Below are 26496 nucleotides of genomic sequence, written 5' to 3'. Positions count from 1 at the left end.
CCTTAACGGAAATCACCTTAATGGAAGACTTACAAAACCGGGTTACGCAGCACTTTTTGCAAAGTATCGCCACTAAGCAGGCAGCATTGACAAGCCTGCCCGCAGGTATCGTGCAAGGCGCGGCAAAAATCAGCGCCTGTCTGCAACAGGGCGGCAAGATACTCAGTTGTGGTAATGGTGGCTCAGCGGGCGATGCCCAACACTTTTCTTCAGAAATGCTCAATCGCTTTGAAACAGAGCGGCGGGCTTTGCCAGCAATCGCCCTGACCACGGATACGTCCACGCTGACATCCATTGCTAATGATTATTGTTATGAGCGGGTTTTCGCCCGTCAGATTGAAGCCTTGGGACAAGCCGGAGATGTGTTACTGGCGATTACCACCAGTGGGCATTCACCCAGTGTGGTGGCGGCGATTACAAGCGCCCAACAACAAGGTATGCAGGTGCTGGCTTTAACCGGAAAAGATGGTGGCAAGGTTGCTAAACAATTAAGCGCAGACGATCTGGAACTGCGCGTTCCAGCACAATCTACCGCAAGGATTCAGGAAGTGCATTTATTGATTATTCATTGCCTGTGTGATCTGGTAGATTATACGTATTTAACCTGAGTCTGATGTAATTTCATTCAGCCCTAAAGCTGCTGCAAACAGCTTTAACCCATGCCAAAAAGGAAATCTCATGAAAAAGTTTATTGCTGTTTTTTGTCTTATTCTTGTTAATTTATCGCTACAGGGCTGCGGTACCTTGGCGGTGGGCACAGCCCTTTTTGCAACGGGTGCAGCGGCTACCCGGGTGTTTACAGATCGCCGCAGCGCGGAAATTTCCGAGCTGGATGATAACATTATCCAGGCCATCCAGACGGCCCTGGAAAAAGATAAAACGGTGGCCACACAAGCGCGGATTAAATTTTTATCTTATAACCGCATTGTGCTGTTAGCCGGGGAAGCGCCCAGTGATGCGGTGCGTCAGCAAGCAATTAAACAAATTTTAGACCATGTGCCTAATATTCGTAAAATTCACAATGAAATCCATATTGCACCACTACTGTCTCAGGAAAGTCGTGAATATGATTCCAATTTACGCATCCGCATCACCGCAGCTTTAGTGGGTAAACAGTTTTTTAATGCCAGCCATGTGCATATGACACTCTCCAACCGCACCGTATATGTCATGGGGCTGTTAAGTCGGGAAGAAGCCGATGCCGCGATTGATACTATCCGCCGGGTTGATGGGGTGAAAAAGGTGATTCCACTGATCGAATACGTCAAGTTGATCGTTCATGAAAATGATACGGTCAGTGAATAAAATACAAAAACATTGGATTTACGCAAGATATATTTCAATTGCAATCCTATATATTTTGCCCTTTGCCTTGTTTCAGTATTGGTATGTGTTAAAGCTGGGTGCTGCCGAAATTCCCATTCGTTTTTTCATCATACCTGTCGTGGTGGGTATGATTTTTGGGTTTTTGCTGGGTAAAATCAAAATATTGCAGCAGGACTCTTCAAGACAAGTGGTGCAATTGACAGCGAAAGATGAAGCCCTGCAACGCTTGAATATCCAGTTGGAAGAAAAAGTTAAACACCGCACCCGTGAACTTGCAGTAACGCAATCGCTGACTCAAAACATTCTCGATTCACAAATCAATATTGTGATGTTGACCGATGGCAAGCAACTGCGCAATGTAAATCTGGCATTTTTTCAACTTTTTTCAGAATACCCGGATTTAAAGGCATTTCTCACTGAATATAATTGTATTTGTAATTTTTTTATTGCTTGCGTCCATGATAAGGATGCCTGCGTATTAGAATATATGGGTGATGAGTTGTGGGTAGAATATATTGCCTCACGCCCAAAACAGTCACATAAAGTGCGGATTTTATATCATGGTCGGGATTATATTTTTGATGTTAAAGTGCGCGCCTCACGCCAGCAAGGTAAGGAAAAACTTTATGTGGCAACATTTACCGACATCAGCGAAATTATTGCCTATAAAAATCAATTGGAAATTACCTCCAAAGCCTTACGTGAAGAGCTATTCACTGACCATCTGACGGGCCTGCCCAACCGCACAAAATTATTAAATGACCTGGAACAAGTTGCTATCAAGGTACTCATTCTGGTGGATATTGATGGTTTTCGGGAAATTAATAATTTTTTTGGTCATCAAAATGGTGATGAAATTCTCTGTGGCATTGCAGATTATCTGCAACCTTATATTCAAAACAGTAATAGTGAGTTATATCGCTTATCTGCTGATGAGTTTGCTATCACTGCCTTACAACTGGATTCAGAAGCACAATTATTGGCATTTTGCCAGGAACTGCACCAGTTACTGGAAACGCATACTTTTACAACCCAAAGTGATTCAGAAATTCTGCTGGGCGTTAGTCTGGGCCTGTCGCTCCACCCGCCAGTGGCAAAATCCCATTTATTATCCGCTGCTGCCTTAGCCCTGAAAACGGCAAAACGCACACGCAAACCAATGCTGGTCTATAACCCCGGTATTGAAATGCACCAAATCTATGCGCGTAATCTGGAGGAAGCACGGCTGGTTAAAACCGCCATCCAACAAGGAAAGGTTCATGCGCATTTCCAGCCGATTCTGAATAATAAAACGCTGAATGTCGAAAAATATGAATGTCTGGCACGTTTATTTGATGAACAAAACCAACTGGTTTTACCGGGGCGTTTTATCAACGCGGCAAAAACTACCAAACTTTATCACCACATCACCCGCATGATGCTGGAGCAGATATTAGAAAAAATTCAGGATACTTCATGCTACCAGTTTTCACTTAATCTCAGCACTGATGATATTCTGGATCAGGAAACCGTTGCTTTCATCCTGAATTGCATCAAACAATACAATATCGGTAAACAACTGGTGATTGAATTGCTGGAGTCTGAAGGCATAGAAAACTTTCCTGAAGTGACAGCTTTTATCCACCGCGCCAAGCAACTGGGCTGTCGTATCGCCATTGATGACTTTGGCTCGGGGTATTCTAATTTTGACTATATTCTGAAATTGGATGTTGATTATCTAAAAATTGACGCTTCACTGGTGCGTGATCTGGATCAGGATGAAAGCTCGCGCCTGATTGTCAAAACCATTCAGAATTTTGCCACCCAACTGGGCATAAAAACCATTGCCGAACATGTCCACTCCAAAGCGGTGTTGGACAGCGTAATAGAAATTGGTATCAATTACTCGCAAGGTTTTTATATTGGTAAACCGCACAGTGATTTAGGGCAGTATGCAGCATTTGTGAAAAATGGATAAAGCCCATCTTGCATGGATATTGATTTCAAGCATAAGAAAACGCCAGAAAAACCTATTGCGCTTCAATAAAATGCACAATCCGCCGTGCCGCTTCCAAACACTCCTCCAGCGGCGCAACCAGGGCAATACGCACATGTCCCGCGCCGGGGTTGCCTTGCACTGTATCCCGCGATAAATACGAACCCGGTAACACTGTCACATTTTCCTGGGCATATAATTCGCGGGTGAATAGCGCATCAGGCATCGGTGTTTGCGGCCACAGATAAAAACCCGCAGGAGGCCGTGAAAACTTCAATACGGGGGCTAAAATTTCCTCAACCGCAATAAATTTTTCCTGATACCACAAACGATTTTGGCGCACATGGCTTTCATCTGACCAGGCAGCGGTACTGGCGGCTTGCATGGCGGGAGGCATGGCGCAGCCGTGATAAGTGCGATAGAGTAAAAATTTTTGTAAAATAGTGGCATCCCCGGCAACAAAACCGGAACGCAGCCCCGGTGCATTCGAGCGTTTGGACAGGCTGTGGAATACCACGCACTGTTTAAATTCCGTGTTGCCCATTTCTGTTGCAGCCTGCAATAAACCCGGTGGAGGCTGATTTTCATCCTGGTATAATTCAGAATAACATTCATCAGAGGCGATGATAAAATCATAACGCTGCGCCAGTTCAATCAAATGTTTTAAGGTTGCCAGCGGAATCACTGCACCGGTAGGATTGCCTGGGGTGCAAATATACAGCAACTGACATTGCTGCCAGGTTGATTCGGTAATGCTGTCAAAATCTGGGATTAAACCACTGCGCTCACTGATATTAATAAATTCCGGCTGCACCCCGGCGAGCAATGCCGCACCTTCATAAATCTGATAAAACGGATTGGGCAATAATACTCTTGCATTAACCTGAGTACGATCTAAAACCGCCTGGGCAAAAGCAAATAATGCTTCGCGGGTGCCGTTAACGGGTAATACCTGAGTTTCAGGATTGGCCGCAGACAGGCTGAAACGCTCAACTAACCAATGACTGATGGCTTCACGCAATGCCGTATCACCTTTGGTCAGGGGGTACTTTGCCAAACCGTCAAGATTGTCAATAATGGCTTGTTTAATTATTTCCGGCGTAGGGTGTTTAGGCTCACCAATTGACAGTAAAATTGGTGAATCTTTGGCAGGTTTTATACCGGCTTTTAATTTTCTGAGTTTTTCAAACGGGTAAGCTTGCAGTTTTGCGAGATCAGGATTCATGAGTATCGATACCAAAGCACTGAATGTGGAATGAGAAAATAAGTGGTTTGCATTAGTTTTGCAATCAATTATTCTTTAAAAATAAAACAAACATTTGCATGAGAGAAATGACATGAAAAATCACAGGATAGTCTTATTGCTTTGCTTTTTGGCTTTTTCTACGGGACAGGCCAGTGAAATTTACAGTTATACCGATGCCAACGGTAATATGTATTTTACCAATCAGCCACGGAATGCAAAGCCCAAACCCACCTTAACCAAGCGGGCTTTGAAAAAAACCGGCTTTGTTGCCAGCGTGGAAATTTATAAATATATTGACCCCAAAGGCATAGTGCATCTGACCGATCAACCGCCAGATATGCGTTATCAATTGATTTATTCTGGTGATAGCCCGGGATTACCTGAGAATATTGATTTGGGGGTTGCGGTCACGGCATTAGGTAAACTCTCTGAGCATTACGCGCCATTAATCCGCCAAACAGCCAATCTGTATCAACTTGATCCGGCGTTAATTCATGCTGTGGTCACAGCGGAGTCGGCGTATAACGCCGATGCCATTTCACCTAAAGGCGCGGTTGGTTTAATGCAGTTAATGCCCGCTACGGCAAAACACTTAGGCGTGCGGGATCGTTATGATCCGGCGGATAATTTAGATGGTGGCACCCGTTATCTGAAACAACTACTGGGGCGTTTTAATGATATTAAACTGGCTTTGGCGGCTTATAATGCCGGGGAAGGCGCGGTGATGCGTTATGGTAATAAAATTCCGCCCTATCGGGAAACCCAGAATTATGTTGTCAAGGTCATGGATTTGTATGCGCGTTATCAATAATTATAGTAGAGACGTAGCAATGCTACGTCTCTACTAAACTGCTACGTCTCTACTCAATCAATCCTTCTGTTTAGACTGATTAAAGTATTTAAAGAACTCAGAATCTGGCTCCACTACCAGCACATCTGATTTATTATTAAAGGTTTTCTCATAGGCATTCAGACTGCGGTATAAAGAATAAAATTCTTTATCCTGAGAAAATGCATCGGCATAAATCTTAGCCGATTCTGCATCACCTAAACCCCGAATTTCTTCTGATTTACGATGGGCTTCCGCCAGTAATACAATTTTCTGGCGGTCGGCATCTGCCTGGATACGCACGGCTTCCGCTTCACCGCGAGAGCGCAGGTCTTTAGCGACACGCTCACGCTCGGCTTCCATACGTTTATAAACCGACTGGCTGACTTCCTGCGGCAGGTCGATTTGTTTAATCCGCACATCAACGACTTTAATGCCCATGCCATCGGCATTTTTCTGGGTATCTTCCGCGATGGAACTCATAATCTCGGCGCGATCACCGGAAACAACTTCCTTAATCGTGCGCGAAGCAATTTTACTGCGCAGCACACCGGCAATAATTTCCGCCAGACGCTGACCTGCACGTAATTCATTACCACCAACCGAGGTATAGAATTTTTCAACATTGACAATGCGCCATTTAACGAAAGAATCAACAATCAGGTTTTTCTTTTCGCTGGTCAGGAAACGCTCAGGTGGTGCATCCAGGGTTTGGATACGGCGTTCAAAATAACGAATGCGATCCACAAACGGTAATTTAAAATTTAACCCAGGATCAAAGTCGGCACTGACCACCTTACCAAAACGCAGTTTTAAGGCATATTCTGTTTGCTGTACGGTAAACAGAGAAGCCAGAAACAGCATGAAAACAATAACTGCCAATACTAATTGAAACGTTTGTTTATTACCCATTAGCGTGATCTCCTGCCAGAACGTGATGTTTCTCTGGATGGTCGCGTTTCAACGGAACCGGCCTGCGGCGCACTGGGTTGTACCAACTGCCCGATTTCAGAGCCGTCTCTTGACGTTGCAGCACTATATTTGCCTTTCATCATTTGCTCTAAGGGTAAAAATAATAAGGGATTACTTTGCTGGGTATTAATCATGACCTTACTGGTATTGGATAAAACACCTTCCATCATTTCCAGATAAAGACGCTCGCGAGTGATATCCGGGGCAGCTTGATATTCTTTTAAGATACTAAGGAAACGCCGGGTTTCACCATTGGCGCGTTCAACAACTTCAGCGCGATAGGCTTCCGCTTCCTGAGTCATGCGATCAGACACACCCCCAGCTTTTTGTACCACTTCATTGCGGTAGGCATCCGCTTTGTTCTTCAGACGTTCTTCATCTTCACGGGCTTTAATCACATCAGCAAAAGCACCCTGCACTTCTTCCGGTGGTTGTGCATTTTGCATATTCACGCTGAGCACCAACAAGCCGGTTTTATAGCGTCCCAAAATATCCTGGGTCAGCTCACGGGTTTGTTCTGCCACCAAATCCCGTCCGGTGGTTAAGACATCATCCATGGTACTGGTGCCAACAACTTCGCGTAAAGCGCTTTCTGTGGCTTGTTTTAAGGTATCTTCAGGGTCACGTACATTGAATAAATAATACTCAGAATTTTCCACCTTAAATTGCACCGCAAGCGATACATCAACGATGTTTTCATCTTTAGTCAGCATCAATGCCTGATGCTGAACAACCCGACGCTCATCTACATTGAGCTTGATAACACGTTCAACCGGATAAGGGAAATGCCAGTTCAAACCTTGCTCTGAAGTACGTTCGTATGCACCAAAACGTAATACCAGCCCTTGGTAAGCGGGTTGAATGGTGTAAAAACCAAATAGCATCCAGATCATTAAACCTATGATCGATAACACCAGGATAATTTTAAAATTCCACCCGTTATTATTCTGATTGCTACTACCGCCACCGTCTCCTGAACCACCAAACAGGCCGCCAAGTTTGTCCTGCATTTTTTTAATCAGTTCATCGAGGTCGGGGGGACCTTGTTCGTTATTACGGTGGCCCCAGGGATCTTTCCCGTTGCCACCTGGTTCGTTCCAGGCCATTAAATGACTCCGTAAGGTTCAAGTGAATTATGCAAAACTGGCATGATACCGTATCAGGTAGCCAGGATGCAATGTGTGCTGAATTTTGTGCTTTTTGCCTAAAAAAACCTTATGCTGGGTTTTAGCGATAAAATGTTCAAGATCATGACTTTGAAGGTTAGCTTCAAATGGAACTACCGGAGCAAAGACCTGACAGGTTTTTAAAAACCTGTCAGGTCTATGGAACACCCGATTTCATAGGGTTTTAATTTCAGCACTGCCGCATTCGGTTTGATAAAGCCATATTTGGCATTGTTTAAGTTTCACGCTCAGCAGTCGTTAGGTGGCGTTGCTCATAAGCCTTCAGCAAAATATACAAGCCCAGTGCAGCCAGTACATGTTTTAAGGAATGACCGCTGACAGGCAAAATCTGATAAATTTCTGCATCCAACATTTCAAACAGCTTGGCAAGCAGATAAGCCAGCAATAACCACCAATAGGCGAACACCCTGGTATAAGACGGACGGAAGCACAACAAAATCACGGGAATCGCCAGAATAGGGAAAAACTGCACCAGCGCGTAATATCTTAGATCACCCTGCCCCCAGGATTCAGTCAAATGCCAGTAAACCACCGATGCCATGCCCAGCAGGATTAAAGGCCACAATAACCATCTGCCAAGCCGGATTGAAATAAACTCCGCAATAATAATGCTAAACAGCGCCATAAAGGCAATGGTCATGGGCAATCGATCCCAAACCAAAGTCTGATTATTGGGCCACAGGTGATAATAAGCTGAACCCAAAGCCACCAGCGCGCTGCCCATAAACAACAAAATATAGGCTATTTTTAAGTCACTGACTAATTGCAGCTTATTGATTTTATATAAACCCAACAGTCCAAGCAGCAAAAAAGGCAAGTTGGAAAAGACATTCCAGAAATTCGGCACCCCGCTGATTTCTCTTGTATCTTTAAATAAGTGATAGCTGAGATCTTGTGCAATCGGATTTTGTGAAAACAAAACGATGAGGGCAAACAAGAGAAAAACAAAAATCAGACTAAAACCTAAAGTTTCTTTATTTTTTGCTGACATCATAAAACTTGACCGGAGGAAAATAAAATGAACAGTGTTTATAACCGATTATTTATTATTATGGCAATCATTTTTTATAGCCAAATTGCTATCGCACAGCCGTTACCCTCGATTCAAGTCAATGGCAGCACGGGGAACGTTGCGGTGGCAAGCAATGAAACCTTGCAAGTCAGCATCAGCCTCACGACGGCTAATAGCAGCGCTGCTGATGCGGATTGGTGGTTGGCGGTTTATGGGCCTGCGGGCTGGTTGCACTTTGATTTATCAGGCCAGTGGCTGCCTGATTTGGCTGTGACTTATCAAGGTGCTTTGTTTGATTTCCCTGTCATACCGGTTTCCAGTCTTACCGCTTGGTCACCGGGTGATTATCAGTTTTATTTTGCCGTGGACACGCAAATGAATGGGCTGCTGGATATGGACAGCCTGTTTTACAGCCATGTCAGCGTCAGTCTTACTGCGCCTGCTACGGGTCAAACCCTGCAAACCAGTGATTTTCAGTATCAGGGTGCATTTCGTCTGCCCGGTGAAGATATACGCCCACAAACCTTTGCTTATGGCGGTAATGCCATGACCTTTAATCCTAATGGCGACAACAATGGCGCGGTGGATGATTATCCCGGCTCCTTGTTTATCATGGGGCATGGTCGTCTGGCTTATGGTGAATTGCAAGATGGCAATCAGGTTGCGGAAGTGTCAATTCCCGTACCGGTCATTTCCAAAACCCCGCAAGACCTGCCACAAGCGCAGTTTGTTCAGGATTTTCAGGATGTTGCGCAAGGCGCTTTCAGCACGCTGGCGGAAATCGTGCGCGCCGGTATGGCATATCTGGATCATCCGTTAACCGGCCCCAAAATTCACCTGACTTGGGGCCAGCATTTCCAGGATGATGCCGCAACCAATATCGCAAGCCACGCCTGGTTTGCTCCCAATCTTTCTGCCCCTGATTTCCAGGGTACTTGGTTTATCGGCAACCAGTCACCTTACAGCGTCAATGATTATCTATTTGAGATACCCGCCGCCTGGGCTGATATTTATACTGCCGGACGCTATCTGGCAACCGGTCGTTACCGTGACGGTGGTTGGTCCGGGCAAGGCCCTGCATTGTTTGCCTATGTACCCTGGATGGCTGAAGGCGCACCCGCACCTGATGGCAGCCACCTGGCAGAAATCCCCTTGTTGTTGTATGAAAGCTCAAGCGGCAGCGATGATACGGTCAGTAAAGCCTTGCAGGGCTATCAACACCCTGATGAATGGGAAGGTGGCGCATGGCTGACCTCCAGCAGTGCTAAATCAGCGGTATTGTTTGCCGGTAATAAGGCCGTGGGGGATAAATATTGGTACGGTTGGCAACATCCCGCCGGGGCGGAACAGGTTTGCGTGGAAACAGCATTTCTGGGACAGTTTACCCTGTGCCGTCTGGCGGATGGCAGCCCCTGCCCAACAACTGATTTGACCGGTTGTACGGGGCATTCTGATTATCGTGGCTGGTGGAGTTCCCGTTTCAGTGCGCGTTTTATTTTGTATGATCCGGCGGACTTGGCGCTGGTTGCCACAGGCCAAAAGCAATCGTGGGAGCCACAACCCTATGCCAGTCTGGATATTGAGGAGCATTTGCTGTTAAATCCAGATGGCGTGGAAACTGCCATGTTAGGCACAGGCCCGCAACGCCGACTGAAAATCGGTGATGTGGCTTATGATCGAAATCATGGACTGCTCTATGTGTTGGAATTGTATGCGGACAATAGCAAACCGGTGGTGCATGTATGGAAAGTATCTTAGAACATTATATTGATTAAGGAGTGAGAATTTTATAACTTCAGCAACTTGGCTGGTCTTTTTCTCCATTTTCTGCGTTGTGAAAACAGTTACATAGCTTGCTATGCGCCTGTTTTCACGCCTTGAAAATGAATAAAAATCCTGCGCCCAGTTTCTGTATTTATTTTATCCTCACTCCTAAACAGAAACTGCCGCTTTAATATGCGGGTGCGCCTGATAATCCTGTATCACAAAGTCTTCAAACGCATAGTTAAACAGTGAATCCGGCTTACGTTTGATTTCAAGCTTTGGCAGGGGGTAAGGCGCACGACTGAGTTGCAGCTTTGCCTGTTGCAGATGATTGAGATACAGATGGGTATCGCCGCCCGTCCAGATAAACTCACCAACTTCCAGGTCACATTGCTGCGCCATCATATGCGTTAATAAAGCATAAGATGCGATATTAAACGGCAGTCCTAAAAAGACATCACAACTGCGCTGGTATAATTGGCAGGATAAGCGACCATTAGCCACATAAAACTGGAACAATGCATGGCAGGGCGGCAGCGCCATGTTATCAACAAATCCCGGATTATAAGCCACCACCAGATGACGGCGGCTGTAAGGATTATTTTTTAACTGGTTTAAGACATTGCTGATCTGGTCGATATGACCACCATCGGGGGTGGGCCATGAACGCCATTGATAGCCATAAACCGGGCCTAAATTCCCATTTTCATCCGCCCATTCATCCCAGATAGAAACCTTGTTTTCCTGTAGATAGCGGATATTGGTATCGCCATTGAGAAACCACAATAATTCATAAATGATAGAGCGTAAATGTAGTTTTTTGGTGGTGAGCAGCGGAAATCCTGCGGCTAAATCAAAGCGCATCTGATGCCCAAAAATCGACAGCGTGCCAGTGCCGGTACGATCACCTCGCTCTACGCCCTGCTCCAGGATGGTTTGCATCAAATCGTGGTATTGTTTCATATCGTAACTCGTTTATGCGTCCTACCGAGCTGTGTTATCTTTGGCAGCTAACAAGCCTGTAAGGAACGAGGATGAAATAAGAACCGAAACCGGGCGCAGGATTTTTGTTCATTTTCAAGGCATGAAAACAGGCGCATAGCAAGCTATGTAACTGTTTTTATAACGCAGAAAATGGAGAAAAAGGCCAGCTTGGTTTCGGGAATTATAAAATCCTCGTTCCTAAGTAGAACCCAACTGTGTTAGTCTTTAGAAAACTCAAACGCATCTGAATAAAAATGCGCTTTTGGCAGCCCCTGAGCAACAAAAGCTTCCGCTGCGGCATTGGTCATCACCGGTGGCCCACAGGCATACACATCATGTCCACTTAAATCACTGTGATCGGTTTGCACTGCTTCATGGACAAAACCCGTGCGCCCACGCCAGTTGTCTTCCGCCAGTGGTTCCGATAAAACTGGAATATAACGAATTAAATCGTTTTGTTCAGCCCATTGTTTAGCAGTGTTATCTGCGTACAAATCACGCAGGCTGCGCGCACCCCAGTAAATTTCGATGGAGCGTGTCAGACCAACGTACAATAAATGCTCGATAATACCTTTTAAGGGTGCAAAGCCAGTACCGCCAGCCACCATGATGATGGGGCGCTCAGAGTCTTCACGTACAAAAAAGCTGCCCAGCGGCCCTTCCAGGCGCAGCATTTCTTTTTCCTGCATGTCCTGAAAAACGTGATCGGTAAAGATACCACCTGCAACATGACGGATATGAAATTCCAGCATCTCATCATCATGCGGCGCGTTAGCCAGAGAAAAACTGCGGCGGCGTCCGTCTTTGAGCAGAAAGTCCACATATTGTCCGGCCATAAACTGCAAACGTTTATTTTCAGGTATTTTGACGCCCAATAAGATGACATCATGCGCCAGTTGTTCATGTTTGACCACCCGGCATGGCAGGGTCTGAATTTCAATTTCTTTGGTGGTTTCAACTTCCTGCACTTCCAGGGTTAAATCCGTGTCGGCAACAGCCTGACATAACAAAATTTCACCACCGGCTTCATCAATGCGTGGCAAAGCCCCCAGTTCATCACGTTCACGCGCATAATGAAACTGTCCATCCAGCACCTTGCCGGTGCATTTTCCACAAGCACCATTACGGCAACCATAAGAAAAACTGTGACCTTCCCGCAATGCGGCATCCAGCAGGGTTTCATCCGTTTCTGCCGAAAAAGTATGCTCACTGGGACGAATATGAATCTGACACGACATGATTTTATTCCATTATGTTGTAAAATGATTAACTGATGTTACGCAACCGCCGTTTTTTAGTGCAAAATAAAGTTTGCCAAGGTGGAAATGAAAGCCAGCGTGGAGCAAAAGTGGTTTTTTCGCATTTTAAACCTTCAAAACCCGCGAAGAAGCTTTTGCGTGACATCAGTAAATAAGTCTGTTTGCTTATATATTCAACTTGTTTTTTTATTAACAGGATTTTCCCAGCATCATGAACTCAACCGCAATCTTATTGATAGAAGACGATACTGAAGTCCGTACCTATCTCCATCAGCGCCTGCAAGAACAAGATTATGAAGTCGAAAGCGCTGCCAATGGTCGTGATGGTCTGCGTCTGGCAAATGCAGGAAATTGTGATCTAATGATTATTGATCGCATGTTACCCGGCATTGATGGCTTATCCATCGTGGAAAAGCTGCGCGAATCCGGTAATCGCACCCCGATTCTGTTTTTAAGCGCCTTAGGGGAAGTTGAAGACCGCGTTAGTGGCTTACGTGCTGGTGGTGACGATTATCTTACCAAACCTTTTGCATTTAGTGAATTGTTGGCACGTATTGAAGCCTTATTACGCCGACCGACAAATGGGCTAAATGAAACCCATTTACAAGTGGTTGATCTAAAAATGGACTGTCTGGCACGGGTTGTCACTCGCGCTGAGCAGAAAATTGACTTACAACCCAGGGAATTTCGCCTGCTGGAATACCTCATGCGCCATGCCGGTCAGGTGGTCAGCCGTACCATGCTGCTGGAAAATGTCTGGGATTATCATTTCGACCCACAAACCAATGTCATTGACGTGCACATCAGCCGTCTGCGCCGGAAAATTGATAAGGAGTTTCCCAAACCTTTATTGCATACCGTGCGCGGCGCGGGGTATATGCTCAAGTAAATGGGGTGAGGTTTTGAGGCTTGTTTTATTTTTCCCACAGATCTCAATGCTGGCAAGCCGGACAATAACAAGTGCTTCGCTGCCCCAGCTTGATTTCTTTAATGGCGGTGCCGCACACCGGACAGGCTTTGCCCTTACGCCCATACACCTGCAAAGACAAACTGAAATAACCCGGTTTCCCGGTTTCATTGACAAAATCCTTTAAGGTGGTGCCGCCTTGTTTAATCGCGGCTTGCAGGGTGTTTTTTATGTGCTGCACCAAGCTTTCATAACGCCTGAAAGCAATCTTACCCGCTGCGCGTTTAGGGTGAATTTTTGCCTGAAACAAACTCTCACTGGCATAAATATTCCCCACCCCCACCACAATATGACTGTCCATAATCAAGGATTTAATCGCACAGTTACGTTTGCGGCTCCTGGCATACAGATATTCCGCAGTAAATTCAGCAGACAATGGCTCCGGCCCCAGGTTTTTTAATAAATCATGTTGTGCCGGTGTTGTTGTCCACAGCATACAACCAAAACGGCGGGGATCGTGATAACGCAGGCAAGAACCATTATCAAACACAATATCAATATGATCATGTTTTTGCACGGGTGTTTGCTTTGGCAGAATACGCAAATTACCGGACATGCCCAAATGTATCAACAAACAACCATCACGCCCAGCCTGTTGCGGATGCAAACAATCTAACAGCAGATATTTTCCACGCCGCCTGACCTGCCATACTTCCAAATCTTGTAATAACAGGGGTAAATTACTATCAACCGCCCAGCGCAGGCGCGATTCACGCACGATAAGCTGCGTGATTGTCCGGCTTTGTATGTGAGGCGTGATGCCACTGCGTATGGTTTCAACTTCGGGTAATTCTGGCATTTTCTGACACGCTGCAAATGTGAGTGGTTTGACACTTTGCCTGAATATGGCGTTTTATTCAAAGTGTATTCTTCTTGGCTTCGATAAAGCGTTACGTTACCATGCATTTATTCAAAATTAATTAACCAACATCCTTTTATTTATAGCACATCAATTATGATAGAAATACAAGTTAATGGTGAGTCCCGGCAAATACCGGAAACCTATAATGTCAGTGAGTTATTGGCTGCTCTGGCAATGGAAGATCAGCGCATTGCAGTAGAGTTAAATCAAGACATCGTGCCGCGCAGCCAGTTTGCAGAAACCCGGTTTAGCGCAGGCGATCAGGTGGAAATTGTACGGGCGATTGGCGGGGGTTAAATTGTGCGTTTGCGCCAGAAGCACCTTAAATCCCAGCGTGTTAATGAAAAACGTGAGCCAAATCCGGGATAAACATATATCTGTGATACATGTTTTTGCCGCAAAGCCGCCATTGCCGGGGCTATCCAGTTATCAGCCAGGGCTTCCAGGCTTTGATTGGCTAAGATAAACAAGTGCTTTTGCTCTGTAAGCAAAGCAGCATCCAGCTTTTCCGGCAATGGCTGACACGGGCTGCGGCTGAGTTGCGCCAGCCCCCGGCTCAGCGCATCATCAGCCCAGACCTGTTGCCACAAGGGTTCCGCTGGCGCGCTGACATCGGCTAACGCGCCTTGTCCCCAGAACCATAGACTGTTCATTGCCTGTTGCTGGTTTTGGGCGCGTTGCGTATTACAGGGATGATCATGTAATAACATCTGGATTTCATTCATGCGCCGCCGCCATACGCTACCCGCTGCGCCTTGCGGCATCTTATCGTGAATGGCATCGCCAGCCACCTGCGCCAGTCGAAATGTCACTAAATCGGCTGTACTGTCCAGCGGCACATACCAGCGCTCCGGCACTGGCGCACTGAACAGCAGATTTTCTTGTACATAAAAATCATTGAGTTGCGCAAGCCAGCTTTGTGCTTCTTCGGCTTGAATAGCCAGAAAACGTGCATCAAATATATGTAAAAAACGTCTGTCAGCGCGTAAATGCACGGGATCGGCGCGCATCCAGATTTTATTTTGATTTTCTACCTGCTGTGGGAAATCAATTAAAGCGGTGATAGCTGCAATCGGATATTGTTGGCTGTGTTTCCCAACCCCAAACAATTGAAACAAACCAGTTTCCTGATCCGGCGCTTCATGCGGCTCCAGGGCTTTTGTCTGCCAGTGCTGTTTTCCGGCATAACGAAAAAATGCCTGCAAGGCCGGGGGAAAGGCTTCACTGTCTTTTAAGGACGAGGGAAGATATAAATGCAGTTGTGACATTACAGATGCACCACCACCGAACGTTGCCCGCTGTGATCCCGGTGCTCCCACAGGTAAATGCTCTGCCAGGTGCCCAGCAGCAAACGCCCTTTTTGCACGGGAATAGACAGATTGCTGGCAGTCAAAGCACTGCGAATGTGTCCCGGCATATCATCCGGGCCTTCGTTGGTGTGGGTGTACAATGGATCATTACGCGGCACCAGCCGATCAAACCAGTTTTCCAAGTCATGGCGCACGGCAGGATCAGCATTTTCCTGAATCAGCAGGCTGGCGGAAGTGTGTTGAATAAATACAGTGCATAAGGCCTCATCCACAGCAGCTTCCTGCACGGTATGCGCAAGCTGTGAGGTGATGTCATAAAAACCTTTATGCCCAGTGGTAATACGAAGGTGTTTAATCATGGAAAAATATTATCTCTCTGGTTTCTTGGTAAGGAGTGAGGATAAAATAAATACAGAAACTGGGCGCAGGATTTTTATTCATTTTCAAGGCGTGAAAACAGGCGCATAGCAAGCTATGTAACTGTTTTCACAACGTAGAAAATGGAGAAAAAGACCAGCCAGGTTGCTGAAGTTATAAAATTCTCACTCCTAAGTCATAAATGTCGCATGGCGCTGCGCTTATGCAACCTACATGCTACGCGCCTCTATATTGATGTTGATTTTAATGTGCATCGTTTCAGTTTATACTGAAAAACTAACAACAAATAGCGACCTAGAACCCATATTATGAGCAAAGCGCTGCACCTGCAAGCCCTGGATAAACTCAATTGCCTGTTACCCGGTCAGTTTGACACCGTGGTATTCCGCTTTGAAATGCCGACCGAATACCAGCATCCCGGCACCCAGGCCCAACAAGCAATCAACCTTATCAACTACGCCATACAACAAAATAGTCTGGAAAAGCTGCTGACGGTTATTGCAGATTTTATTCCTGAACAAGCCCCCACGGCTGTTTTGCAAAATAGTCACAACCCATTTGGCGACATTGGGCGTATTACCGATCCTGCGCTGTATTTTACGCGGCAGGCTATTCAGCACGAAATCTTTGAGAGTCTGCGCAAAGGCATGAATATCTCACTGCTAGGCCCCAGTCAAAGTGGCAAATCCAGTCTATTGGAAGCAGTGTGGCATCTTGGCCCACAGCAACTGCAACGGGAAGCCTCGCGTTTTGTGTATCTGAACTTGCAAGGCATCAACAATGATGAGGATTTTTTCAGTGCCTTATGCTGTGAAACCGGCCTGCCGCAGGAACTCAGCGGATACAAACTGACCCGCGCCTTACAGCAGCAAGCCATGCAGCAGCCATTTGTGTTGTGTCTGGATGAAATCGAATGCCTGTGCGCGACCCAGTTCAGCCGCATGGCGCGGGATCATTTACGCAGTCTTGCCGATGGTAGCAATGCCCCGCTCACCCTGCTGATTGCCAGCCGCAGCTCACTGGGCAGTTTGTTTCCCGACAACCCAAAGGAAAGCTCGCCGCTGGCGGGGGTTTGTCATACTTTGGAATTGCCGCCATTTTCTGAGATGGAAATCCGTGCCTTTCTGGAAAGCCGTCTGGTGGATAGCGGGGTGGCCTTCAGCGCCGGGGAAATGACGGCGATTTGGCAGCAAAGCGGGGGGAATCCGCGTCAGGTGCAGAAACTGGCGGCGGAGTTGTATCAGCGACGGGTAGCGGATGCTTAGCAGTTTACGGTTTAAAGGTGCTCAATTCCCTCGTTCCCACGCGAAGCAGATAATTTTATAGTCATGATAGGCGCTGTGTAGCATAGCAGCGCCTATAATAAGATATCGGGAACCTTATAATGGTCCTGGGTCATTAAATCCAAACCGCAGGGGGTATCTTCCACCCATTGAATAAACTTATCCACCATCTCTTTGCCGTGAAACGGGCGACCATGTTGCGGCACTATCCATTCAATATCCAGTTCCCTGACCATGTTAGCCCACAATTGCCCGGCTTTTTGTCCACTCATATAACGCTGATGAAAGGCTTCCATGCTGCTAAGGTGTAATTCAAAATTCTCGACTGGTTTATCCACATCCGTTTCCACAAGGGAAGCGCCCAAGTCGCCTGAAAACAGGATTTTAGACAATGGGTCATAAAACTGGAAGTTACCTTCGGAGTGCAGAAAATGCGCGGGCAGGGCATAAAGTGAGTGACCGCTGCCCATGTCAATACGCATCCCTTGATCGGGGATTTCAATCAGACGATCTTTGACATTGGCTTTTGGTGCAAAATGCGGAATAAAATGCGCCCAGAGTTTGGGTACAACGATTTTACATTTGCTGCCTAATAACCATTGGTTCAGCGAAGAGAGGATATCCGGGTCTTGATGCGAGCCGACGACATATTCCAGCTCTTTGCCCATCATATAACGGTAAGAACCGGTATAAAGGCCATGAAAGGTTAAATCTCCACCGGGATCCAGTAATACAGAATGCTGCTCATTAATAATCAGAAACTGATTTGCCTGCACGCCATCACCTTCAACTAAATCATAAAAACCAACACACAGGTGCTGCCCTTCGTTATAAAACTCAACAGGCATAAATACTCCATTTTTAAAACTGAGCGTGAGACGAAAGCGGTTTTCAACCGTGCAACGGTTGCAAGAAGCTTAGGTTGAACTCATATTATTTTAGCATCATCGTCCCAGTGTGTAAGATAAATCCACGCCACTGTCTTTATCGCCTACGGTCGCTTCCACACCCCACTTTTCATTAATATCATAACGCAAATTAAACACCTTGCTGGCATCTTCAACGGAAATTTTATTACTGCCAAACAAGTTAAAAGAAAAACCGGCGTAAAAATCACGGGTGATATAGGCTCCCAGTGACAGCGCCCGTTGTTCAGCCCCGGAATTAAACGCTGAGCCTGTCAGCAGATAGGACAGGATTTGCCCATCTTCCACCATCGGCTCGGAAAACAGGCCGATTTTTGGAGTTTTCACCGTACCGGTGATATGCACTCCGGCTTTGGTGACGGGTGGACTGTTTTGATCTTTGCGGATGGTACGCTCGGCTTTGATGTCCAGCGCGGGATTATCCACCGGGCCATCGGCAAAAATCACCAGCCCCTGACGAATCGCTAAATCCTGTCCGTAAGCGCGGTAAATACCTTTGGTGATATATAAAGCGCCGTTGCCACGCAGCAAGCCTGCCTGCTGTGGATTTTGGAAAATCTGCACCGCGCCACCCAGTTGACTTTGAAAACCGACCACATCCAGATTAATCTCATTTCCCAGTTTAATTAAAACATTAATATGCGACTGCCATTTATCGGCTTTTTTGGTTTGCTTGACGGGCATTTGCTGTTCAATAATCTGTACGTCTTCAGAATAGGCCACCGCCTGGGGGTGGTTGCTGGATTCGCCAATGACCAGATTCGGGGTAATTTCCGCCTTGGGAATTTCCAGCGTGCCGCTCAGTTCCAGTTTCCCCGGTTCCATCCGGAATTTCAAGTCAGGCGAGGCATAGCCCTGAATATCCGGGGTATCAATCACCTTAAGCCCGTCACCTTTAATCTCAACCGCCATTAACCAATCATCCAGGCTGGTTAAAGTGCCTTTACCCACTGCGTGAACCTCGCCATCACCGGATTGCATCCCGGCAGCCAGTTGAATCTGGTTTTCCTGATCCGACCATAACACCAGATGCAGTTGTTCCAGCTTTAGTCCCAGTTGTGGAATGTGTGTATTGACATCAGCAACATTGAGCTGACCGCTGAGTTTGGGGCTAGCGATGGTGCCGGAAATCTTGCTTTCCAGACGGATACGGCCTTCAATTTCTTCTAAAGCAGGCACCAAACCCGGAATCAGACGTAAATCACTGAACAGCATATTTAACTGCCCTTGCAGTGCCTGATTTTCTGCCAGTGGTAATGCTATTTTTGCACCGGGCAGGTGCATTTCGCCTTGAATATGGCTGCCGGGAATCAGCACCAGATCAACCTTGCCGTGTATGCCCTGGGCATCGGTATTTAGGCGCACATCACCGCCTTTAAAATCAAATGTTCGCCATTCATCCGCCAAAATGGCGCGGATTTTTCCAGGCGACATACTCAGCAAAGCTTGTGTGTGTAAGCGCCCCTGCGGGTTTAAACGCACTTGTAGCTTGCCATCCAGCTTGCCCTGCACCTGACTGTCAGCAGGTATAATCGGCTGTATCAGTTGCAAAGGCACTTGCGCAAGATGGATATTTACATCACTGCCCTTTTGTTGTTGCCAGTTCAGTTGGGCGCAAATGGCAGATTTGTCATCCGACCACTGATTTTGTGCCAGACACAGCTTATCCATATAGATTTTTTTAAGGCTGGCTTTTACTACCACCGGCTTTTGCAAGTCCCATTGCCCCCAGGGCGCTGCCTGGGCTTGCAGGGTGTTTAATGCACCCTGCCATTGCTGCCACTGTTTATCCAGCTTACCGTTAAGTTTTAATGCCAGTTGCTTGTTCGGGGCCAGCGCATTTAGTGTTAGTTGGTGTTTTTCGGGTTTGCCGGTGAGTTTGACTTTAAGCGCATCCAGCAGGGTTTGGCTGCCCTGGCGTAAATTGTTGGCTGCCAGATCCAGCAATAAACGGTTTTTTTTGAAATCCAGTGCCAGATTGATATTTTCCAGTTGGAACTGCTCAAATCCCAGATTTTCACCCTGCGCTTTGGCTTGCATCAACCATTTTGTACCGCTGCCACTGAGTTTTCCATCAGCTTTGAATGTACCTTGCGCCTGTGGCAATAAACGACTTAAATCCGGGGCTTGTAACTGCCAATCGGCTTGTAATTGCTTGCCCAGCTTTGCTACCAGTTTGAGTTGGCTGTTGCCGATGTTCAGTTTAAGCTGGCTTTGCAGTGTTTTGCCCTGACCCTGGGTTTTGCCCTGCATAGTCAGTTTTTGCCCGCGCAGTTTACCGGCTAATTGTTGTAATTTGGCTTGATATTTAACCAGGCCATTGTGGATTTGACCCTGGCTGTCCAGCTTTAATTTAAGCTTGCCGGGCCATTGCGACCATTGTTGACCGGGATTGATGTTTTTAGCGTGTAGTTTAAGTTTCCAGCTTGGTTGCGGCAACCACGCCACCTGCCCTGCCAGGGCTGTACTACCACCCAGTAATTTGGCTTGCAGGCGTTGCAGTTTTGCCTGTTGTAAATCGCCTTGTCCTTGAATGTTCCATTGACTGGTTGGCAGGTTTTCACCCTTAAAATCCCAGTTACCCTGTAACTGCCAGTCATTGGTTTTACCGGATAGCTGAATTTGTCCTTCAGCACTGGCAAACTGCGCCTTATTGTGCAGCGGATAGCGTAAATCCGACCACTGAATCCGGCTGCTGACAGGCAATGCCGATAGTTCAAAACCTTCAGTGAAATCGGCATGGGCCTGCAAGCTCAAGCGGCTGTCTTTGTTTTGTTTGCTAACGGCTGGCAGGTGCAGTTGCAGTTGTTTGATTTTAAGCTGTTGTTGCAGATAATTCAGCTCAAGCTGCGCGTTTATTTGTTGCTCTGGCGGCAGTTGCGCGGCAATCTCGGCAAAATTTTCTGCCAGATAAGAGCCGGGGCGTAGCGATTTAAGCTTAAGCTGTAATTGCGCCTGTAGCGCAGGTGCCCACTGTGCCTGTCCCGTTGCCTGCATCTGACCTTGTAATAAATCACCTTGCAAACTGCTTATACTGACTTGTTTGCTATTGCCGCGTCCCTTGGCAGACCAGTTGCCGGGAGGAATTTTCCCGCCTTGTACTTGTGTTGCCAATTGCCATTGCCAGTCTACCGGTGAGCCTTGTAGCTGGGCGCTGCCTTGTGGGCTTTGTACTTGCGCGACACCCGTCAGCGGCCATTGCAAGTGCTGCCAATCCAGTTGCGTCTGTAGCGTGATGGGTTCCTGATTGAGATCAACAACACCTGTGCCTTGTAATTGGGCAATGGGCGCAGTGCTGTCTAAGCCAATGTCATCTAATCGGGGTAAATTTAGTTGTAAATGCTGCAAATGCAGTTGATTATTTTCAAACTGTGCCTGCACCCGGCTATTAAGTGACAGGGTTTGCGGCCAGTCGGCCCACAAGGCTTGCAGGTTCAGTTGTTGGGTTTCTATTTGCAGATTAGCCCGCAGTTTTTCTGCCCAGTGAATATCCCCCTGTGCCTGTAACAAGCCTTGTAAATAAGGGATTTCCAGCTTTTGGATATGAATGGATTGCAGATTCCCCGCAGCTTTTAGCATTGCATCCAGGGGCGGCAGTTTTAACTGGCTTAAAGCTGTCGTTTGCAGTTGTTCTGTATTAAGCTGAAATTGATAGGTTTTTAAGTCCCCTTCAGCTTGTAGTTGCAGCGCGCCCAGCGCAAAAGCTGTGGCTTCTATTGGTTCAACGGCTGGTTCAACAGGCCAACTTAAAGACTGCCCATTGAGTGTGGCTGACCATTGTGGTTTTTCATATAAATTGTGGGCTTCTATTTGTAAATCTAACGATTGTGGTTGTTTTAAGACATGTTGCAACTTTAATTTTAAAAAATCACCACTGATATGCACTTGACCGGCAAGCGGCAACGGCTTTGCCGCTTGTTGCCATTGCGTTGACCAGTTTGCCTTAAGCGTCAAAGGGTTGGGTTTTTGCAAGCCCAGTTTTGCCTGTAAGCTTAATTGGGTGTTTTTGAGGGCGGCTGGGCGTTTTTCCAGAGTACAGGAAAATTGTTGAATCTCCAGACTATCGGTTAATTGTGCTTGTAAATCCGCCTGCTGGATATGTGCCAGCAACTGCGTTGCTGTAGTCGTTTGTTGTTTGGCTGGCTGGGATTGATAAATTTTGGCTTCGCGTAATTGTGCCTGCTCTAAAATCACGGAAAAAGGTAACTTTAGTTCAATGGCAGGAATTTTTTCTAAAGCAGGTTGGCTGGTTTCAGCTTGTCCGGGCGGCAGGTGTAAATCAAGCTGTTTTGCCAGCAATTTACGGATACGTAAACGCGGCAACCAGGCAGTATCGGCTGAGACCTCGACATTAAACGCTAAAGTCAGTTGTTCCAGTGCAACAGATAAATCATCCTGCTGATAAGACAGACCCGACAGTTGAAACTGGCTGAGGCTCTGGCCGTGGGTTTCCCGGATATGCAATTCCCCAGGCACCCAGTGCTGTGCCTGCTGCATTGTCCAGTGCAGGCCGGATGTTGTCCCCGTCAGCCAGAACAAACCCGCTGCCAACAGACATATAATAATTAATAACGCCAGCAAAGCATTACGCAGGCTTTTTCGCATGGGCTTTACCCCTGACTTATTGCTTCCAAATGTTTGAAATAACGCCGTACACCTTGTGATAACCAATTCCACAGCGGTTGCGGTGCGGTGGTGATTAACACTTGGGCGCGTTCACCAGCGTGTACCTTTTTTGCCTGTTCCGGGGATAATTGAATCACGCCGCTGAAACGAGGACTGAGGTGTTCATATTGTGGATCGTTTTCTCCGGCATCCGCTTTGGGTTTAACCGCCAAGTCCCCCCCTGCCACAGCCGTCAGCATCGGGTACATAATATCCTGGCTTGCTGCCGGATTAACCCGTTCTAATACCACATCCAGCGCAGTTAAAGGCTGGCTGTCGGTATACATTTCTGCGCTGTTACCAATACCTGCACGAAAATAATCAATATCATTTTGCGCAATGGATACATTCACTTCAATCTGTTCCAGATTACCCAGCGTCAGAATTTCCATGCCCCGTGATACATAGGCATCCTGCAACTTTTCCAATTCCGGCGCAATCACATGACCGGCAACTGACGCAGTAATTTTTAAGCCTTCGACTTGGCGCCTGATTTCCCGGTATTTAGTTTCCAGTTCCTGAAGTTTTTCCTGTTCCACCTGCGCTGCGCTGAGCAGTTCATCCTGAAAATATTGCTGGCGTTTTAATTCATGAATTTTCAGTTGCAGGGCTAAATCTTGTAACTCCATTTCCAGTTCATGATTTTGCAATTGCAGCAGCATCTCACCTGCCTGCACATAATCGCCATTTTTCACCGGCAGCATTTTGATAAAACCCGGACTATCAGCACGAATCACCGTGGCATCAGCATAATCCAACAGGGCTGGTGCGGACAAGTTGCGTGACCACTGTACCTGTAATAACACTACTGCCAACAGTGCGCCAGCAATGACAGACACCAGCAACAAATGTTTCATAACAGCTCTCTTTTGTGGATCTTTATTCAGTTGTATTAAAAAACGTAAAGCAGGCAAGGCCAGCCAGGATACCAGGCCAATGGTCGCAATCACCACCCCGGCACCGTGAAACAAGAGCGTTGCCGCCACCAGCAGACCCAGCATGATCAGAATGCGCCACAACCAGCTTGCAATGCCATAAGCCTGGATTCTTGTACGCTTGTCAGCTGGGAAATCCGGTTTTTTCTCTGTGCGCCCTTGCAAATATCGCCGCCACAAATAACGCATATAACGCTGCCCGGAAGCATACAGGTTGGGGATATCCCAGCCATCTGACAGCACATAATAACCATCAAAACGCATCAAGGGATTGGCGTTAAATAACAAGGTGCCAATACCGGCGATAATAATCATATTATACGCCAGATAATTGACCATGCCGGGTTGACTGTAAACCCACACCCAGGCCGCGATTGCTGCAATTAACAACTCAATAAACATACCCGCCACGGATACGTGCATACGCTGCCAGCGGGATGTAAAACGCCACATGGAAGTGGCATTGACATAACCGCCCAGAGGTGCGAACAGAATCAGGAAAATGCCCGCTTCATGCACAAAACCGCCATATTTTTTACACACCAGACCATGAAAAAACTCATGGATGGTTTTAATAAATACCCAGGCCAGCAGCAGCCACACGGCGTTGTTAATTGATAACAAACTGCTGGCAGCCTGTGCAAAACGCGTGCTGTGGCTGGCAATCTGATAAGTTCCGGTTATCACCAGCAACAGCCAGACCCAGAAGAAACGTGCGCCCAGCATCCAGCTTAATTTCGGATATAAACGCTCCAGCCAGCGATCCGGGCTGCCCAGTGGTAATTTGATAAACAATACATTAATGCGTTTGGCGACTTTCTGCAAAGTGTCATCCGGTGGTGCTGCCAGTTGCCAGTTTTTAGTTTCCGGGTGCTGCATATAAGCCAGTTGGGAATGCACCAGCCATTGCGCCAAGGGCTGCGCCACATCCATTTCCAGTAAGGGCATGTCTTCCAGTCGGTGACTGTTGACCTGATCCAGGGCTTGTTCCAGCGTGTGCTCGCCGTTTAAGTGTTGCAACAGCTTATATTCGGGTACACCTATTCTGAAAAAACTGCCATTGACGGGATCTTCGACGAGATAACAGGGCTGATCACCATAACTTTGCACCGTAAAAACCAGGTCATCCCGGAGTTTTAATAAGGGCATTTCCTGAGCTGGTGCGGGGCTGCCGCCACTTGCTGGCTGAGTTGGTGAGTCTGTGTTCATGTGGGCATCATAAAAAACTTAGCCTTATTTGATAGGCCTTGTATCAATTTTTTTATAGTTGGGTTAAATTATTTAAAATAAAGCAGCATAAAAATATTGGGCAATTCACCCTACTCCTTGGCTGCATTATCTTCATCAAGTCGGACAATCGTAACGCGCTCTTCACTGGCCTTTGCTGTTTTCGGTAAACATAGATGAAACTGACTACCCTTGCCAAAAATACTGGACATGGTTAACTTCCCCCCCATTAATCTGGCAAATTCACGACTGATTACCAGACCCAGCCCGGTTCCGCCAAAACGTCGGGTTGTTGAAGTATCCGCCTGACTGAATGGTTTAAATATTTTGGCTTGTTGCTCATCTGTCATGCCAATACCAGTATCTGACACTATAAACTGCACATATACTTCCCCATTTTCAACCAAGTATTTGGCATATAAAATAATTTCCCCGTTTTCGGTAAATTTTGCCGCATTACTGAGCAGATTAAACAGAATTTGCCGAACTTTAACCAAATCTGCGCTTAATGCATCCACATCCGGCTCAATGTGCAAGATCATTTTATTATTTTTTTCAGTAATTAAAGTTTCCGTCATGCCCAATACATCTTCAAGCATGTCTTTAATTTGAATGGCCTCAGGATAAAGCTGAATTTTTCCTGCTTCAATTTTTGCCAAATCCAGCACACCATTAATCAAACCTAATAAGTGCTTGGCAGAGGCAATAATTTTTTCCAGATCCGGAGCCACTTCATGACACCCCATCTCCTCAATATCTTCCATAACCAGTTCACTGTAACCAATAATGGCATTCATTGGCGTGCGCAGTTCATGACTCATATTCGCTAGAAACTGACTTTTTGCCTGGTTAGCCGCTTCAGCTTTATCCCTGGCTTTAATCAACTCCTCCGTATAACGCTGAATTTTTTGCCCAAAATCAGTTTTATAAAAAGAGAGTTGCGCATCTCTACGCACGATGCCTTTTTCCAGATCGTTGCGCAGATGAAACAATTCAACATGCGTACGTACGCGTGCCAGTAACTCTTCCTGATTAAAAGGCTTACTGACATAATCTACGCCACCAGCACGAAATGCCTGCAATTTATATTCTTCAGTGGTTAATGCCGATAAAAATAATATCGGCACATGGGACAGGGTTTTTTCCTGCTTAAAGTGTTGACAGGTTTCATAACCATCCCAGCCAGGCATGGTGACATCCAGTAAAATTAAATCTGGCGGTTTTTTTAATGCAACATCCAAAGCCATTTCTCCGGATTTTGCCAGTAATACAAAATAACCTGCTGTTTCTAGCATATCATCAAGAAAAGCTAAATTCGTCAACTGGTCATCTACCACCAAAATAGTGGCTTTTTCAGCCCCCTCATTGCTCACAGCTGACTTTTCCATT

General features: G+C 46.5%; 22 protein-coding genes. 9 read left to right on the top strand and 13 right to left on the bottom strand.

Annotation, left to right across the window (positions count from 1 at the left end; all coding sequences use genetic code 11):
* The first annotated feature begins 20 nt into the window (after positions 1-20).
* From QUF61_RS05705 to QUF61_RS05695, 3 genes are all read left to right on the top strand, one after another.
* Positions 21-608 carry a phosphoheptose isomerase gene (locus QUF61_RS05705; protein ID WP_289680889.1) on the top strand — a complete coding sequence of 196 codons (588 nt, stop codon included), beginning with the start codon at positions 21-23 and terminating at the stop codon, positions 606-608.
* Between the two features lie 70 nt (positions 609-678).
* Positions 679-1305 carry a BON domain-containing protein gene (locus QUF61_RS05700; protein ID WP_103919887.1) on the top strand — a complete coding sequence of 209 codons (627 nt, stop codon included), beginning with the start codon at positions 679-681 and terminating at the stop codon, positions 1303-1305.
* Positions 1298-3283 carry an EAL domain-containing protein gene (locus QUF61_RS05695; protein WP_177428403.1) on the top strand — a complete coding sequence of 662 codons (1986 nt, stop codon included), beginning with the start codon at positions 1298-1300 and terminating at the stop codon, positions 3281-3283. Before QUF61_RS05700 ends, QUF61_RS05695 begins: the two co-directional genes overlap by 8 nt.
* Before the next feature lie 52 nt (positions 3284-3335).
* Here QUF61_RS05695 and dapC read toward each other — a convergent pair whose 3' ends face one another.
* Complete coding sequence (gene dapC, locus QUF61_RS05690; protein ID WP_289680888.1) at positions 3336-4526, bottom strand: succinyldiaminopimelate transaminase; 1191 nt, start codon at positions 4524-4526, stop codon at positions 3336-3338.
* 112 nt (positions 4527-4638) lie between these two features.
* Here dapC and QUF61_RS05685 point away from each other — a divergent pair, with 112 nt between their 5' ends.
* Entirely contained in the window at positions 4639-5358 is a 720-nt protein-coding gene (locus tag QUF61_RS05685) for a transglycosylase SLT domain-containing protein (RefSeq protein ID WP_289680887.1), read from the top strand.
* Positions 5359-5415: 57 nt separating this feature from the next.
* On the opposite strand, the gene hflC is transcribed toward QUF61_RS05685, so the two are convergent.
* The 3 genes from hflC to QUF61_RS05670 all read right to left on the bottom strand — a co-directional run bounded on the left by hflC (position 5416) and on the right by QUF61_RS05670 (position 8529).
* Entirely contained in the window at positions 5416-6288 is an 873-nt protein-coding gene (gene hflC / locus QUF61_RS05680; RefSeq protein ID WP_103919891.1) for a protease modulator HflC, read from the bottom strand.
* Positions 6288-7454: an FtsH protease activity modulator HflK gene (gene hflK, locus QUF61_RS05675; RefSeq protein WP_103919892.1), complete on the bottom strand. Its 1167-nt coding sequence runs from the start codon at positions 7452-7454 to the stop codon at positions 6288-6290. Before hflK ends, hflC begins: the two co-directional genes overlap by 1 nt.
* A 295-nt stretch (positions 7455-7749) precedes the next feature.
* Positions 7750-8529 carry a ceramidase domain-containing protein gene (locus QUF61_RS05670; protein ID WP_289680886.1) on the bottom strand — a complete coding sequence of 260 codons (780 nt, stop codon included), beginning with the start codon at positions 8527-8529 and terminating at the stop codon, positions 7750-7752.
* Positions 8530-8553: 24 nt separating this feature from the next.
* Between QUF61_RS05670 and QUF61_RS05665 the strand changes: the two genes are divergently transcribed.
* Positions 8554-10305, top strand: a complete 1752-nt coding sequence (locus QUF61_RS05665) for a hypothetical protein (RefSeq protein WP_289680885.1) — start codon at positions 8554-8556, stop codon at positions 10303-10305.
* Positions 10306-10479: 174 nt separating this feature from the next.
* On the opposite strand, the gene thyA is transcribed toward QUF61_RS05665, so the two are convergent.
* Positions 10480-11274, bottom strand: a complete 795-nt coding sequence (gene thyA, locus QUF61_RS05660; RefSeq protein WP_289680884.1) for a thymidylate synthase — start codon at positions 11272-11274, stop codon at positions 10480-10482.
* A 239-nt stretch (positions 11275-11513) separates the two neighbouring features.
* A complete protein-coding gene (locus tag QUF61_RS05655) occupies positions 11514-12533 on the bottom strand; it encodes a CDP-6-deoxy-delta-3,4-glucoseen reductase (RefSeq protein ID WP_103919896.1) in 1020 nt (339 codons plus the stop codon).
* Between the two features lie 35 nt (positions 12534-12568).
* On the opposite strand from QUF61_RS05655, the gene QUF61_RS05650 reads away from it, so the two are divergent.
* Positions 12569-12709 carry a hypothetical protein gene (locus QUF61_RS05650; RefSeq protein WP_177428404.1) on the top strand — a complete coding sequence of 47 codons (141 nt, stop codon included), beginning with the start codon at positions 12569-12571 and terminating at the stop codon, positions 12707-12709.
* 56 nt (positions 12710-12765) lie between these two features.
* Complete coding sequence (locus tag QUF61_RS05645) at positions 12766-13443, top strand: response regulator transcription factor (RefSeq protein WP_103919897.1); 678 nt, start codon at positions 12766-12768, stop codon at positions 13441-13443.
* Between the two features lie 43 nt (positions 13444-13486).
* On the opposite strand, the gene mutM is transcribed toward QUF61_RS05645, so the two are convergent.
* Positions 13487-14320 (bottom strand): bifunctional DNA-formamidopyrimidine glycosylase/DNA-(apurinic or apyrimidinic site) lyase, encoded by an 834-nt coding sequence (gene mutM / locus QUF61_RS05640; protein WP_289680882.1) that lies wholly within the window; start codon positions 14318-14320, stop codon positions 13487-13489.
* A gap of 156 nt (positions 14321-14476) precedes the next feature.
* Between mutM and thiS the strand changes: the two genes are divergently transcribed.
* Positions 14477-14680: a sulfur carrier protein ThiS gene (thiS, locus tag QUF61_RS05635; RefSeq protein WP_289680881.1), complete on the top strand. Its 204-nt coding sequence runs from the start codon at positions 14477-14479 to the stop codon at positions 14678-14680.
* Here thiS and QUF61_RS05630 read toward each other — a convergent pair.
* Together QUF61_RS05630 and QUF61_RS05625 are read right to left on the bottom strand one after the other, a co-directional pair.
* Entirely contained in the window at positions 14677-15651 is a 975-nt protein-coding gene (locus QUF61_RS05630) for a hypothetical protein (RefSeq protein ID WP_289680880.1), read from the bottom strand. The two genes, thiS and QUF61_RS05630, sit on opposite strands and share 4 nt — an antisense overlap.
* Positions 15651-16052, bottom strand: a complete 402-nt coding sequence (locus QUF61_RS05625) for a secondary thiamine-phosphate synthase enzyme YjbQ (RefSeq protein ID WP_103919900.1) — start codon at positions 16050-16052, stop codon at positions 15651-15653. The genes QUF61_RS05630 and QUF61_RS05625 overlap by 1 nt, the downstream gene beginning before the upstream one ends.
* A 327-nt stretch (positions 16053-16379) precedes the next feature.
* On the opposite strand from QUF61_RS05625, the gene QUF61_RS05620 reads away from it, so the two are divergent.
* Positions 16380-17336, top strand: coding sequence for an nSTAND1 domain-containing NTPase (locus QUF61_RS05620; protein WP_289680879.1), 957 nt, complete (start codon positions 16380-16382; stop codon positions 17334-17336).
* Between the two features lie 92 nt (positions 17337-17428).
* On the opposite strand, the gene QUF61_RS05615 is transcribed toward QUF61_RS05620, so the two are convergent.
* From QUF61_RS05615 to QUF61_RS05600, 4 genes are all read right to left on the bottom strand, one after another.
* Complete coding sequence (locus tag QUF61_RS05615; protein WP_103919902.1) at positions 17429-18202, bottom strand: oxygen-binding di-iron domain-containing protein; 774 nt, start codon at positions 18200-18202, stop codon at positions 17429-17431.
* Between the two features lie 96 nt (positions 18203-18298).
* A complete protein-coding gene (locus tag QUF61_RS05610) occupies positions 18299-22885 on the bottom strand; it encodes a translocation/assembly module TamB domain-containing protein (RefSeq protein WP_289680877.1) in 4587 nt (1528 codons plus the stop codon).
* A 5-nt stretch (positions 22886-22890) separates the two neighbouring features.
* The gene (locus QUF61_RS05605; protein WP_289680875.1) at positions 22891-25089 is read right to left on the bottom strand and encodes a site-2 protease family protein; all 2199 of its coding nucleotides are present in this window, start codon (positions 25087-25089) and stop codon (positions 22891-22893) included.
* A 110-nt stretch (positions 25090-25199) separates the two neighbouring features.
* Positions 25200-26495: an ATP-binding response regulator gene (locus QUF61_RS05600; protein WP_289680873.1), complete on the bottom strand. Its 1296-nt coding sequence runs from the start codon at positions 26493-26495 to the stop codon at positions 25200-25202.
* Between the last annotated feature and the right edge of the window lies 1 nt (position 26496).

It is taken from the genome of Candidatus Venteria ishoeyi, assembly GCF_030378065.1.
Classification (GTDB): domain Bacteria; phylum Pseudomonadota; class Gammaproteobacteria; order Beggiatoales; family Beggiatoaceae; genus Venteria; species Venteria ishoeyi.
This window is presented reverse-complemented; position numbering and strand designations above follow the sequence as displayed.